Annotated in this window: 9 protein-coding genes and 1 pseudogene; 6 read left to right on the plus strand and 4 right to left on the minus strand. The window is 69.1% G+C overall.

What is annotated here, in order from left to right:
- Together QZM15_RS26410 and QZM15_RS26415 are read right to left on the minus strand one after the other, a co-directional pair.
- Positions 1-862, minus strand: a pseudogene (locus tag QZM15_RS26410) (DNA translocase FtsK); the annotation flags it as partial.
- A 177-nt stretch (positions 863-1,039) separates the two neighbouring features.
- Positions 1,040-1,585 carry an META domain-containing protein gene (locus tag QZM15_RS26415; protein ID WP_060311997.1) on the minus strand — a complete coding sequence of 182 codons (546 nt, stop codon included), beginning with the start codon at positions 1,583-1,585 and terminating at the stop codon, positions 1,040-1,042.
- A 216-nt stretch (positions 1,586-1,801) separates the two neighbouring features.
- Here QZM15_RS26415 and purT point away from each other — a divergent pair, with 216 nt between their 5' ends.
- The 4 genes from purT (at position 1,802) to QZM15_RS26435 (ending at position 5,628) form a co-directional block, all read left to right on the plus strand.
- Entirely contained in the window at positions 1,802-3,016 is a 1,215-nt protein-coding gene (gene purT, locus QZM15_RS26420) for a formate-dependent phosphoribosylglycinamide formyltransferase (protein WP_059583706.1), read from the plus strand.
- 18 nt (positions 3,017-3,034) lie between these two features.
- Positions 3,035-3,220, plus strand: a complete 186-nt coding sequence (locus tag QZM15_RS26425; RefSeq protein ID WP_006497052.1) for a DUF6726 family protein — start codon at positions 3,035-3,037, stop codon at positions 3,218-3,220.
- Positions 3,221-3,313: 93 nt separating this feature from the next.
- Positions 3,314-3,694 (plus strand): MliC family protein, encoded by a 381-nt coding sequence (locus tag QZM15_RS26430; RefSeq protein WP_060010282.1) that lies wholly within the window; start codon positions 3,314-3,316, stop codon positions 3,692-3,694.
- Positions 3,695-4,068: 374 nt separating this feature from the next.
- Entirely contained in the window at positions 4,069-5,628 is a 1,560-nt protein-coding gene (locus QZM15_RS26435) for a DEAD/DEAH box helicase (RefSeq protein WP_060966831.1), read from the plus strand.
- 267 nt (positions 5,629-5,895) lie between these two features.
- On the opposite strand, the gene gluQRS is transcribed toward QZM15_RS26435, so the two are convergent.
- Positions 5,896-6,798 carry a tRNA glutamyl-Q(34) synthetase GluQRS gene (gene gluQRS, locus QZM15_RS26440; RefSeq protein ID WP_124862989.1) on the minus strand — a complete coding sequence of 301 codons (903 nt, stop codon included), beginning with the start codon at positions 6,796-6,798 and terminating at the stop codon, positions 5,896-5,898.
- A 40-nt stretch (positions 6,799-6,838) separates the two neighbouring features.
- A complete protein-coding gene (locus QZM15_RS26445) occupies positions 6,839-7,693 on the minus strand; it encodes a sulfurtransferase (RefSeq protein WP_089465023.1) in 855 nt (284 codons plus the stop codon).
- 215 nt (positions 7,694-7,908) lie between these two features.
- On the opposite strand from QZM15_RS26445, the gene dnaE reads away from it, so the two are divergent.
- Together dnaE and QZM15_RS26455 are read left to right on the plus strand one after the other, a co-directional pair.
- The gene (gene dnaE, locus QZM15_RS26450; RefSeq protein ID WP_302107564.1) at positions 7,909-11,442 is read left to right on the plus strand and encodes a DNA polymerase III subunit alpha; all 3,534 of its coding nucleotides are present in this window, start codon (positions 7,909-7,911) and stop codon (positions 11,440-11,442) included.
- Between the two features lie 309 nt (positions 11,443-11,751).
- Positions 11,752-12,837: a glycosyltransferase family 9 protein gene (locus tag QZM15_RS26455; protein ID WP_302107565.1), complete on the plus strand. Its 1,086-nt coding sequence runs from the start codon at positions 11,752-11,754 to the stop codon at positions 12,835-12,837.
- The last annotated feature ends 27 nt before the right edge of the window (positions 12,838-12,864 follow it).

Consider the following 12,864-nt stretch of genomic DNA (forward strand, 5'->3'; position numbering starts at 1 on the left):
GTTGCGTACCGGCCGGTCGCGGCGCGACCGTGGCGCGCGGCGTAGTCTGCGTGAGCGCGGCGGTGGCCGGCCGCGCGGCGGTCGGACGCGGCCGGACGGGTTCGAATCCCGCCGGAAGCGGAGCGGGCGCCGGGCGCGACACTTGCGCGTTCGCCGCGGCGCGCGCGAGGCTGGCGGTGCTGCCGGTGGTCGGCGGCGGCATCGCGCTGGCCGGGATCGGCGCGGGCGGCGCCGGTGTGCGTTGCGGCGCGGCGGGCTTCAGCCAGCCCGACGGCGCGACGGGCTCCGCGAGCGGGCGCGGCGGCGTCTTGCTGCGCGGCTTCGGTCGCGCCTGCGGATCGGGCTTCCACACGGTCGGGCGCGAATACCGGCCGTTCTGGCGCGGCGCCATCGAGTTCACCGTGTGCGCGGTGGTCGGCTGCACGACGTCGTCGTCGCGATGCAGCGCACTGCGCGGCAGATCGGCGATCCCGCGCGCGTCGTCGTCGCCGCCGTCGCGCGACAGCTTGACGCCGAACGACGTGTCGACCCACGCGGCGAACTGCCGCCAGCCGATGCCGGTCAGCCAGGGCAAGCCGGCGAACAACAGCACGACCATCGCGACCGGCGTGCCGATCGGGCCGAGCACGCGGGCGAAGCCGGCCGAGCACGCATGGCCGAGCGCGTTCGTGTCGGGGCCGGACAGCGGGCTCGTCAGCGTGCAGCTGGCGACGAATACCGCGGCGAAGCCGAGCCACAGGCGAATCGAGCCGCGGCCGGCGAGCCCGCCGCCGCCGGGCAGCATCGCCTGGACGAGACGCCAGAAGAGAAGGAGGAACCAGACGGCGGAGATGCCGAACCAGCCGAAGACAACCGTGTGCATGCTTTGAAACAGGAGTGGGGAGGGGCGCGCGGGGCGCGACCCGCCGAGTTTAACCGGCCGGCGAACAAGACTCTAACGCGGCGTGATTCCGATTCACGCCGCGCGACGCACGTGGGTGGCACATGCGCGTGGCGCGCCACGCGAAGGCGGTCGGTCGGCCTTCGCGCGCGCCGGGCGTCAGGGGCTCCGGTGCGTGAACGTCAGCGTCGCGCCGGCCTCGGTCACGATCTGCAATTGCTGCGGCGCGCGCATCTGCACGCCGGTCTTCGCGATGTGGGCGAGCGCGTCGAGGTACGCGGCTTCGAGCTGGCCGCCGAGCGTGTTCGGGCAGGCCATTCGCGTGCCGGCGAGCGGGCCGAAGCTCAGCACGCCATTCTTGATCGCATAGGTGCCCATGTAGCGGTTGCAGCCCGAGAACCCGCTTGCGCGCCGGATGCCCGAATCGGTCGACAGCGCGAGCTTGATCGGCTCGCCGTTGTCGCCGTGCGGGATCGCGCGTTGCGTGCCGTCGGCGTTCACCCAGCGGGTGAGCTCCCAGCTCGTGTCGTCGAGCAACTGGACGGCGGCGGGGTTGTACGGGTCGGGCGCGGGGGCGGCGGAATCGGGATGGGTCGGCATCGCGCAGGCGGCGAGAAGCGTGGCAAGCGTCAGCGCGCAAAGCGGCGCGCGCAACGGACGAAACAGGCCGGTGCGTGCGCGTGCGGCCGCGGACAGGTGGGACATGAGCCTCGTTCCTCTTCGGATTCTGATCAAGGCGTAAGAGTAACGCACCCGCCCCGCGGCAGGCGAGCCGACACTTCGCGCGTGAAAACGTTCGCGGGCCGCCCACCGGCCTCGCACGACGACGCGCCGGCGCGGCCAAACCGCCCGAACCGGCCCGGATGCCCGTGTTAACATCGAAGCCGTTTTCGTCCTCCAACAGAACCAGCGGGAAATCACATGCAGATCGGTCAGCGGCTCGGTACGCCGCTTTCACCCTCGGCCACGCGCGTCATGCTGCTCGGCGCGGGCGAACTCGGCAAGGAAGTCATCATCGCGTTGCAGCGTCTCGGCGTCGAAGTCGTCGCGGTCGATCGCTATCGGGACGCACCGGGCCACCAGGTCGCGCATCGCGCGCACGTGATCGACATGACGGACCCGGCCGCGCTGCGGGCCGTCGTCGAGGCCGAGCGTCCGCACCTGATCGTCCCCGAGATCGAGGCGATCGCCACCGACGCGCTCGCGGCGATCGAGGCGGCCGGTCTCGCCGAGGTGATCCCGACCGCGCGCGCGACGCAGCTCACGATGAATCGCGAAGGGATCCGCCGGCTCGCGGCCGAGGAACTCGGCCTGCCGACCTCCCCGTATGCGTTCGCGGATTCGTTCGAAGCGTTCAGCGCGGCCGTCGCGAAGATCGGCATGCCGTGTGTCGTGAAGCCCGTGATGTCGTCGTCGGGCAAGGGGCAGTCGGTCGTGAAGACCGAGGCCGACGTGAAGCCGGCGTGGGACTACGCGATGGCCGGCGGGCGTGTGAACCACGGCCGCGTGATCGTCGAGGGCTTCGTCGATTTCGACTACGAGATCACGCAGCTGACCGTGCGCGCGATCGACCCCGCGACGCTCGACACGCGTACCTATTTCTGCGAGCCGGTCGGCCACGTCCAGGTGGCGGGCGACTATGTCGAATCGTGGCAGCCGCAGCCGATGAGCGCGGCGGCGCTCGAGAAGTCGCGCGAGATCGCGCACAAGGTGACCGAGGCGCTCGGCGGGCGTGGGCTGTTCGGCGTCGAGCTGTTCGTGCGCGGCGACGACGTCTGGTTCTCCGAGGTGAGCCCGCGGCCGCACGATACGGGCCTCGTCACGCTGGCATCGCAGCGCCAGTCGGAATTCGAGCTGCACGCGCGGGCGATTCTCGGGCTGCCGGTCGATCCGGCGCTCGGCACGCCGGCTGCGTCGGCGGTGATCTACGGCGGGCTCGACGAGCGCGGGATCGCGTTCGAAGGCGTGCGCGACGCGCTCGCGGTGCCGGGCGCGGACCTGCGCCTGTTCGGCAAGCCGGAAAGTTTCGCGAAGCGGCGCATGGGTGTCGCGCTGGCGACCGGCGCGACCGTCGACGAAGCCCGTGAACGCGCGAAGCGCGCTGCCGCGGCCGTGCGGCCCGTGTCGGCGCGCTGACGGAACGAGGAGCGGACGATGGCGTCGAGGTGGTTGCGTATCGGAAAGCTGGGCGCCGCGCTGGCGCTTGTCGCGAGTCTCGCCGGCTGCGGCCTGGCGGCCGCCCCGTGCCGCGTGGCGTCGGCGGGCCTCAAGATCGTGCCGCTCGTCGGCCATGTCGCCGCGGCGCCGACCGATGCGTGCGCGGATGTGATCGATCCCTGATTTCGGCCGCCGACGTGCCTTCCCGTCAACCGTATGGACAATCCCCCCGCGCGCCGCGATGGCGCGTTTCCACCGTCTCGTGAGAGGACCTGCATGATTCGCTACACCCTCGCCGCGCTTGCGCTTGCCGGCGGTGCCGTTTCCGTCGCGCATGCCGCGCGATTGACCATCGAAGAGATCGACGCCGACACACGCCAGCAGGTCGTCTACCAGTGCGCGAACCAGAAGCAGCCGGTGCGCGTGTCGTACTGGCTCGCGGGCAACGGCCAGAGCTTCGCGCTCGTGCCGGTCGACGGCAAGCGGTTGCTGTTCGTCGACACGGTGTCGGCGTCGGGCGCGCGCTACCAGGCCGGCCGCTATACGTGGTGGACGAAGGGCAAGGAAGCGACGCTGCGCGACGAGATCGCCGACCCGAAGTCGCCGCCGCTGCTGGGCGACTGCGTGCAGGTCGAGAAGAAAAAGAAGCAGGGCTGAGCGGCGGGCGCGGTCGCGGCACGCATTCGCGTATTCGCGCGTCGTGACGGCTGTCAGGCTGAAGGCCCGGTACGCGGATGGGCGGCGGACCGACTGGTACGAGGCTTCGGCATCGAACCCCCATTCTTGTTTACTGCCCGATACGGATAACCCGTACGGGCGTGGGCAGTCCCGCCGCGCGAACCGCCGCCGTGGCCGTTCGCGGCGTTGTCGCGGACAGATTCCCGCACGGTGCTACAATACGGCCCTTTCCGCCGGCATTCGCGCCGAACGGAGTCCGCACGGCCTGGCGTCCAGCGTTCGCATTGAACCGGTCCCAAGCGCCAGAGCGGCGCCGCGCGGCGCGCCGCGGCTCCGTCTATTTCCGAATTGTGATGAGCGCAGGCCCGGCCGGCCTGACGCACGATGTCCCCGCCGCGCCTTTTGAGCGAAACGCCACCATGTCCGATTCTGTCGCCAAGCCCGTCGACGCAACCTTCGATCAATTCGGCCTTGCCGCCGATATCCTGAAAGCCATTGCGGAGCAGGGTTATACGACGCCGACGCCGATCCAGGCGCAGGCCATTCCGGTCGTGCTCGCCGGCCGCGACGTCATGGGCGCCGCGCAAACGGGCACCGGCAAGACCGCGAGCTTCTCGCTGCCGATCATCCAGCGCCTGCTGCCGCAGGCCAACACGAGCGCGTCGCCGGCGCGCCACCCCGTGCGTGCGCTGATCCTCACGCCGACCCGCGAACTCGCCGACCAGGTCGCCGCGAACGTGCACGCGTATGCGAAGCACACGCCGCTGCGCAGCGCGGTGGTGTTCGGCGGCGTCGACATGAACCCGCAATCGGCCGAACTGCGTCGCGGCGTCGAGATCCTGATCGCGACGCCGGGCCGCCTGCTCGATCACGTGCAGCAGAAGACGGCGAACCTCGGCCAGGTGCAGATCCTCGTGCTCGACGAAGCCGACCGGATGCTCGACATGGGCTTCCTGCCCGATCTGCAGCGCATCCTGAACCTGCTGCCGAAGGAGCGTCAGACGCTGCTGTTCTCGGCCACCTTCTCGGGCGAAATCAAGAAGCTCGCGTCGACCTACCTGCGCAATCCGCAGACGATCGAGGTCGCGCGCAGCAACTCGACGAACGCGAACGTCACGCAGATCGTCTACGACGTCGCCGAAGGCGACAAGCAGGCGGCCGTCGTGCAGTTGCTGCGCGATCGCGGGCTCAAGCAGGTGATCGTGTTCTGCAACAGCAAGATCGGCGCGAGCCGCCTCGCGCGCAATCTCGAGCGCGACGGCGTGGTCGCGTCGGCGATTCACGGCGACAAGACGCAGATCGAGCGGATGCAGGCGCTGGACGCGTTCAAGCGCGGCGAGATCGAGGCGCTGGTCGCGACCGACGTGGCCGCGCGCGGCCTCGACATCGCCGAGCTGCCGGCCGTGATCAACTTCGACCTGCCGTTCAGCGCGGAAGACTACGTGCACCGGATTGGCCGTACCGGCCGCGCGGGTGCGACGGGCGACGCGCTGTCGCTGTGCAGCCCGAACGAGCGCAAGCAGCTCGCCGACATCGAGAAGCTGATCAAGCGTCCGCTCGAAGTGCAGACGCTCAAGCTCGACAAGCCGGCGCGCCATCGTCACGACGAACGTGGCGGCGAGCGCGGTGGTGAACGCAACAGCGAGCGCGGTGGCGAGCGGGGCGGCCGGCGCGATCGCGACGAGCATCGCGGTGCATCGGCTCGCCGGTCGGGCAGCGCCGAGCGCGGCGGCCATCATCGCCGCCACGAAGCGCCGGTCGACGACTTCTTCCTGAAGCCGTACGAGCCGCAGGCGTCGGCGAAGCAGCCCGACGACGCGCAGCCCGCGCAGCAGCCTGAGAAGAAAGGGCCGAAGCGGCAGGTCGCCGCGCTGCTCGGCGGGTTCGGGATGCCGCGCAAGCCGTCGGCGTAAGCCGGGCGGAGCGGCGGGGGCGGCGCGTGAGCGCTGCCGGCAAGCGGGCACATGCGACGAGCATGTGCCCGTTTTTCATTGGGTGACGCGATCGGGGCGGGGTGGCGTGCGAGGCGGGGCTATTGCTTGCCGCGCGGGGCGGATCTTTTGATGCCGTGTCGTCGGCAGGCGTGACGGTCATGCTTGCGTCACGTCGTCACGCGATCGGATTAGAGGCCGACGGACGCACGAGCGTAGTCGGGCAGGCGCCGGTGTCCCGCAGGCGACTCAACCCGCGCGCAGGCCGAAGCGACGCGCCCACGCATCGGTCGCGGCCGCGTAGAAGGACGCCAACGTATTGCCCGATCGGTCGCCATCGGTGGTCAGACCGAGACCGAGATGCGCGGCCGCGGCCCGCAGCGCCGGGAGCGGATCGTTGCGTTCGAGCGCCGTCGCGCCCGTCTGCTTGCTGAGCTTTTCGCCGTTCGCATCGACCACGACGGGCACGTGCAGATACGCGGGAGTCGGCACGCCGAGGCAGCGCTGCAGGTAGATCTGGCGCGCGGTCGAATCGAGCAGGTCGGCGCCGCGCACGACATGCGTGATGCCGGCATCGGCATCGTCGACGACGACCGCGAGTTGATACGCCCATTGGCCGTCCGCGCGTTTGAGCACGAAATCGCCGACTTCGGTCGCGAGGTTCTGCGCTTGCGTGTGCTGCCAGCGATCGTCGAACGTGACGAGCGCGTCGCTGCCGTCCGGCACGCGCAGCCGCCATGCGCGCGCGGGCTTGCCGTGCAGGCCGGTGCGGCAGGTGCCCGGATAGGCGAGCGTCGTGTGGCGTTCGTGGGCCGCGCGCAGCGAATCGGCGATTTCCTTGCGCGTGCAGCCGCACGGATAGACGAGCCCCGCCGCGACGAGCCGCTCGAGCGCGGCCGTGTAGGCCGCATCGCGCGTGCTCTGCCAGACGGGCGGCGCGTCGGGCGTCATGCCGAAATGGGCGAGCGTCGCGAGGATGTCGTCGGCCGCGCCGGGCACCGTGCGCGGGCCGTCGAGATCCTCGATGCGCACGAGCCACGTGCCGCCGTGCGCGCGCGCGTCGAGCCAGCTCGCGAGCGCGCCGACCAGCGAGCCGAAGTGCAGCGGGCCGGTGGGCGACGGCGCGAAGCGGCCGCGATAGCCGTGATTCATCGGCGGGGCGCGACGAGACGTGGCGAGGCGAGGCGCGCCGTTACGCGGCGCTGGCTGCCTGCACGCAGGCCGGGCACGACTTGCCCGGCACGTAGCTCGGCGACTGTTGCGCTTGCGGCGTGACGACCGCGCGGCACGCGAAGCACGTGACGTTCGCGGTGGGCTGGAGCTGCGGATTCAGCGCGGTGCGGTAGTCGAACACGAAGCAGTCGCCGTGATAGTGCGCGCCGCCGACTTCCTCGAAGTACTTCAGGATCCCGCCTTCGAGCTGGTACACGTTCTCGATGCCGATTTCCTTCATGTGGATCGCGGCTTTCTCGCAGCGGATGCCGCCGGTGCAGAACGACACGACCGTCTTGCCTTCGAGGTCGGCGCGGTGCGCGTCGATCACTTCCGGGAATTCGCTGAACTTGTCGATCCGGTAGTCGAGCGCGTTGTCGAACGTGCCGACGTCGACTTCGAACGCGTTGCGGGTGTCGAGCATCACGACCGGGCGGCCCGTGTCGTCGTGGCCGCGGTCGAGCCACGCCTTGAGCGTGCGCGCGTCGACGAACGGCGCGCGGCCGAGTTCCGGCTTGATCGCGGGCTTCTTCATCGTGATGATCTCGCGCTTCAGGCGCACGAGCATGCGGCGAAACGGCTGCGAGTCGGACAGGCTTTCCTTGAACTGCAGCGTCGCGAACTTGCCTTCGAACAGCGGATCGTGGCGGATGTATGCGATGAATGCGTCGGTGGCTTCGCGCGTGCCGGCGATGAACAGGTTGATGCCTTCCGGCGCGAGCAGGATCGTGCCGCGCAGGCCCAGTTCGTTGCAGCGCGCGGTGACGAGCGGGCGCCATTGCTCGTTCGCGTCGAGCGATACGAAGTGGTAGGCGGCGAGGTTGACGATGGTCATGATGGTCCGACGGGAAAACGGCCGCACGCGGCCCGCAAAAAAGGGTGCGAAGCCGGGGCGTTGATTCGAAAAACCGTATTATCCCGCAAACGACGCCGGCATCGGTATCTGGCCGAACGGCCAGCCGCGCGACGCGTCGCCGCGTGCATCGGCCGAACGGCCAACGCGGGCATTTTTTGGGCAGCCCACGCGGCGGGGCGGCTACAATAGCGCCCATGTCAGATCCTCGCTTCGTCCATCTTCGCGTTCACTCCGAATTCTCGATTGCCGACGGCATCGTGCGCATTGACGACATCGTCAAGGCGGCGGCCGCGGACGGCCAGGGCGCGCTCGCCCTCACCGATCTCGGCAATGCATTCGGCCTCGTCCGTTTCTACCAGGAAGCCCGCGGCAAGGGCATCAAGCCGATCGCCGGTTGCGACGTCTGGATCGCCAATCCGGACGACCGCGACAAGCCGTCGCGGCTGCTGCTGCTGGTCAAGGACAAGGTCGGTTACCTGAATCTCTGCGAGCTGCTGTCGAAGGCGTGGCTCACGAACCAGTACCGCGGCCGCGCGGAGCTCGACGCGAGCTGGCTCGACGGCGAGCTCGCGCAGGGGCTGCTCGCGCTGTCGGGCGCGCAGCAGGGCGATATCGGGCTCGCGCTGGCCGCCGGCAACGAAGAAGCCGCGCGCCGTCACGCCGCGCGCTGGGCGAGCGTATTCCCGGGCGCTTTCTACATCGAGCTGCAGCGTTACGGCCAGCCGGGCGCCGAGGCGTACATCCAGCAGGCCGCGACGCTCGCCGCGTCGCTGAAGCTGCCGGTCGTCGCGACGCACCCGACGCAGTTCATGACCGACGACGATTTCACCGCGCACGAGGCGCGCGTGTGCATCTCGGAAGGCGACATCCTCGCGAACCCGCGGCGGCAGAAGCGTTTCACGACCGACCAGTATTTCCGCACGCAGGACGACATGGTCGGGCTGTTCGCCGACCTGCCGTCGGCGATCGCGAACACGGTCGAGATCGCGAAGCGCTGCAACCTGAAGCTCGAGCTCGGCAAGCCGAAACTGCCGCTGTTCCCGACGCCGGACGGCATGTCGCTCGACGACTACCTGGTCCAGCTGTCGAAGGAAGGGCTCGAGACCCGCCTCGCGCAGTTGTATCCGGTCGAAGCCGAGCGCGACGCGCAGCGCGACACGTACTACAAGCGCCTCGAATTCGAGTGCGGGACCATCACGAAGATGGGCTTCCCCGGCTACTTCCTGATCGTTGCGGACTTCATCAACTGGGCGAAGAACAACGGCGTGCCGGTCGGGCCGGGCCGCGGCTCGGGCGCCGGCTCGCTGGTCGCGTACGCGCTCGGCATCACCGACCTCGATCCGCTGCGCTACAACCTGCTGTTCGAGCGCTTCCTGAACCCCGAGCGCGTGTCGATGCCCGACTTCGACATCGACTTCTGCCAGCACGGCCGCGATCGCGTGATCCAGTACGTGAAGGAGAAATACGGCGCGGACGCCGTGTCGCAGATCGCCACGTTCGGCACGATGGCCGCGAAGGCGGCCGTGCGCGACATCGGCCGCGTGCTCGACCTCGGCTACATGTTCACCGACGGCGTCGCGAAGCTGATTCCGTTCAAGCCCGGCAAGCACGTGACGATTGCCGACGCGATGAAGGAAGAGCCGCAACTGCAGGAGCGCTACGACCACGAGGACGAAGTCCATCAGTTGCTCGATCTCGCGCAGCGCGTCGAGGGCCTCACGCGTAACGTCGGGATGCACGCGGGCGGCGTGCTGATCGCGCCCGGCAAGCTGACCGATTTCTGCCCGCTGTACACGCAGGGCGACGACGGCGGCGTGGTCAGCCAGTACGACAAGGACGACGTCGAAGCCGTCGGCCTCGTGAAGTTCGACTTTCTGGGGCTCACGACGCTGACGATCCTCGACTGGGCCGAGCGCTACATCCGCCGCCTCGATCCGTCGAAGGCCGACTGGTCGCTCGCGCAGGTGCCGCTCGACGATCCAGCCTCGTTCCAGATCCTGAAGAAGGCCAACACGGTCGCGGTGTTCCAGCTGGAAAGCCGCGGGATGCAGGGCATGCTGAAGGATGCGCAGCCCGACCGCTTCGAGGACATCATCGCGCTCGTGTCGTTGTACCGTCCGGGCCCGATGGACCTGATCCCGAGCTTCTGCGCACGGAAGCACGGGCGCGAGAAGGTCGACTATCCGGATCCGCGCGTCGAACCCGTCCTGAAAGAGACCTACGGCATCATGGTCTATCAGGAGCAGGTGATGCAGATGGCGCAGATCATCGGCGGCTACTCGCTCGGCGGCGCCGACTTGCTGCGTCGCGCGATGGGCAAGAAGAAGCCCGAGGAGATGGCCAAGCATCGCGAGATCTTCGCCGAGGGTGCGGCGAAGAACGGCCTCACGCGCGAGAAGTCCGACGAGATCTTCGACTTGATGGAGAAGTTCGCGGGCTACGGCTTCAACAAGTCGCACGCGGCCGCGTATGCGCTGCTCGCGTATTACACCGCGTGGCTGAAGGCGCACCATCCGGCCGAATTCATGGCGGCCAACATGACGCTCGCGATGGACGACACCGACAAGGTGAAGATCCTGTTCGACGATTGCGTGTTGAACAACCTCGTCGTGCTGCCGCCGGACATCAACGCATCGCATTACCGGTTCGAGCCGGTCGCGGAAGCCGACGGCAAGCGTTCGCGCACGATCCGCTACGGCCTCGGCGCGGTGAAGGGCAGCGGCCAGAACGCGATCGAGGAAATCCTGCGGGCCCGCGAGGAAAAGGCGTTTACCGACCTGTTCGACTTCTGCGAACGGATCGACCGGCGCGTCGTCAACCGCCGCACGGTCGAGGCGCTGATCCGCGCCGGCGCGTTCGATTCGCTGAACCCGAACCGAGCGCAATTGATCGCGTCGGTGCCGCTCGCGATGGAAGCGGCCGACCAGGCCGAGGCGAACGCGATGCAGGCCGGCCTGTTCGACATGGGCGCCGAGTCGCCGCATGCGCACGCGCTCGTCGACGAACCCGCGTGGGACGACAAGCGCCGTCTGCAGGAAGAAAAGGGTGCGCTCGGTTTCTACCTGTCCGGCCACCTGTTCGACGCGTATCGCGACGAAGTGCGTCGCTTCGTGCGGCAGAAGGTCGGCGACCTGAAGGAAGGCCGCGACAAGCTCGTCGCCGGCATCATCGCGTCGCTGCGCACGCAGATGACGCAGCGCGGCAAGATGCTGATCGCGCTGCTCGACGACGGCTCGGGCCAATGCGAGATCACGATCTTCAACGAACAGTTCGAGGCGAACAAGGCGCTGTTCAAGGAAGACGAGCTGCTGATCGTGCAGGGGCAGGCGCGCAACGACGCGTTCACCGGCGGCATTCGCTTCACGGCCGATACCGTGATGGATCTCGAACGCGCGCGCAGCCGCTATGCGCAGGCCGTGCGGCTGACGATGAACGGCAACGCCGACGCGCTTGCGCTGCGCCGCGTGCTCGAGCCGCATGTGGCGAAGGACGAGCCGGCTGCCGCGAACGCGGTCGAAGCGCCCGCGCCGCGCGGCGGCGGACGCGATGGCGGTCGCCGCCCGCAGGCGCCGCTGCCGAACGGGCTGGCGGTGCAGATTCACTACAGCAATGCGCGCGCGCAAGGCGAAATGCGTCTGGGCGACGCATGGCGCGTGAAGCCGAGCGACGTGCTGCTGGCGGAGTTGCGAGCGGCGTTCGACGGCAGCGTCGTCGAAATCACGTACTGATCGCGTTCCACTTCGACGGCTGTCGCCTATGCACGGCCCGTCGCATCGCCATCGTGCGGTGCGGCGGGCCGTTTTGACGAGCGCGGGCAGGCGGGTCTTGGGCTGCCCATCCGGACGCTATACAATCCCGCGCTGACCGGATGAACTCGGCGCTTGCGCAGGTTTGCGCGGCGGCGAAGCCGGCAGCATGCGCGCAAACGGGGGCGAATTCACGCGCCGTGCGGCAGTGCGCGACAGGGCCGCTCTGGGCAGGATGCCGGGGCAGGGCTCGTCGCGACGATAAAAACTGATTGTCACCACCACAAGACCATGGCCAATGGGAACCCGATGCAGCGGATCCTTGTGATCCGGATTGATTTTCTGGGCGACATGCTGTGCACGACGGCGTTTCTCCGCGCGCTGAAGGCGCGCTGGCCGGGCGCGGAGCTGCATGTGGTCGCGAACCGCTACAACGCGGCCGCGCTGGCCGGCAACCCGGACGTGCACGCCATCCACACCTACGTGTACAGCCGCCAGTGCGAGCGCAACGACCGTCCCGGACGGATGCGCGCATTCTTCGACCGGCTGCGCCTCGTGCGCCGTCTGCGCCGCTTGCGGTTCGACCTCGTGATCGTGCCGAACGGCGGCATGCACCGCAGCAGCATGCAGTTCGCGCGCCAGCTTCGCGCGAAGGATTGCCGCTGGCACGATGCCGAGACCGAATTCGACGATCGCAAGCCCGAGCATGTCGCGCAGCGGCCGATGTGCCACGAGGCGTTGTCGGGTTTTCGCCTGGTGCCCGAACTCGGCTGCGCCGATCTCGACCGTCTCGAGCTGTCGGTTCATCCCGACCGCGCGCTGCAGGAAGTGTGGCATCGCCTGCTCGGCGCGCGCACGAAGCCGCGCGTCGGGCTGTTCGTGTCGAACAAGGCGGTCGAGCGCCGCTGGCCCGCCGAGCGCTGGCGCGACCTCGGCGAGCGGCTCGCCCCCGTCGCGGATGTCATCGTGTTTCGCGATCCGGCCATCGGCCATGCCGCCGAAGGCGACCTGTGGCGCGACGTGAATGCACGGCATGTCGCGCCGGCGTCGGTCGCCGAGCTGGTGGCGGCCGCGAGCCTGCTCGATGCGATCGTCTCGGCCGACAGCGCGCCCGTCCACCTTGCGTCGGCGCTCGGCGTACCGGTGGCTGCCCTGTTCGAGGACCGTCCCGAGAAATACCTGCGCTGGCATCCGCTCGGTGTGCCGCACGTGGTCCTGCGCGCGGGCCCGACCGTCGATGCGATCGGCGTCGATGCGGTCGAGCGCGCTGTGCGCCACCTGCTGCCGCAGGCGTGCCACCGCGACGAAGCGCCGGCCGGCACGGCGTGCGCGCGGCCGGCCGCGGCGGCGCCTGCGACCGTGACGATCGCTTCGTAGCGCCCGGCGGGCCGTACCAGCCGCACA

It is taken from the genome of Burkholderia sp. AU44665 (assembly GCF_030504405.1).
In the GTDB taxonomy this organism is placed as follows: domain Bacteria; phylum Pseudomonadota; class Gammaproteobacteria; order Burkholderiales; family Burkholderiaceae; genus Burkholderia; species Burkholderia semiarida.

Excerpts from the sequence above, each read along its gene's own strand:
- QZM15_RS26415 (WP_060311997.1), bottom strand. The coding sequence starts at position 1,585 with ATGTCCCACCTGTCCGCGGCCGCACGCGCACGCACCGGCCTGTTTCGT.
- purT (WP_059583706.1), top strand. The coding sequence starts at position 1,802 with ATGCAGATCGGTCAGCGGCTCGGTACGCCGCTTTCACCCTCGGCCACG.
- QZM15_RS26425 (WP_006497052.1), top strand. The coding sequence starts at position 3,035 with ATGGCGTCGAGGTGGTTGCGTATCGGAAAGCTGGGCGCCGCGCTGGCG.
- QZM15_RS26430 (WP_060010282.1), top strand. The coding sequence starts at position 3,314 with ATGATTCGCTACACCCTCGCCGCGCTTGCGCTTGCCGGCGGTGCCGTT.
- QZM15_RS26435 (WP_060966831.1), top strand. The coding sequence starts at position 4,069 with ATGAGCGCAGGCCCGGCCGGCCTGACGCACGATGTCCCCGCCGCGCCT.
- gluQRS (WP_124862989.1), bottom strand. The coding sequence starts at position 6,798 with ATGAATCACGGCTATCGCGGCCGCTTCGCGCCGTCGCCCACCGGCCCG.
- QZM15_RS26445 (WP_089465023.1), bottom strand. The coding sequence starts at position 7,693 with ATGACCATCGTCAACCTCGCCGCCTACCACTTCGTATCGCTCGACGCG.
- dnaE (WP_302107564.1), top strand. The coding sequence starts at position 7,909 with ATGTCAGATCCTCGCTTCGTCCATCTTCGCGTTCACTCCGAATTCTCG.
- QZM15_RS26455 (WP_302107565.1), top strand. The coding sequence starts at position 11,752 with ATGGCCAATGGGAACCCGATGCAGCGGATCCTTGTGATCCGGATTGAT.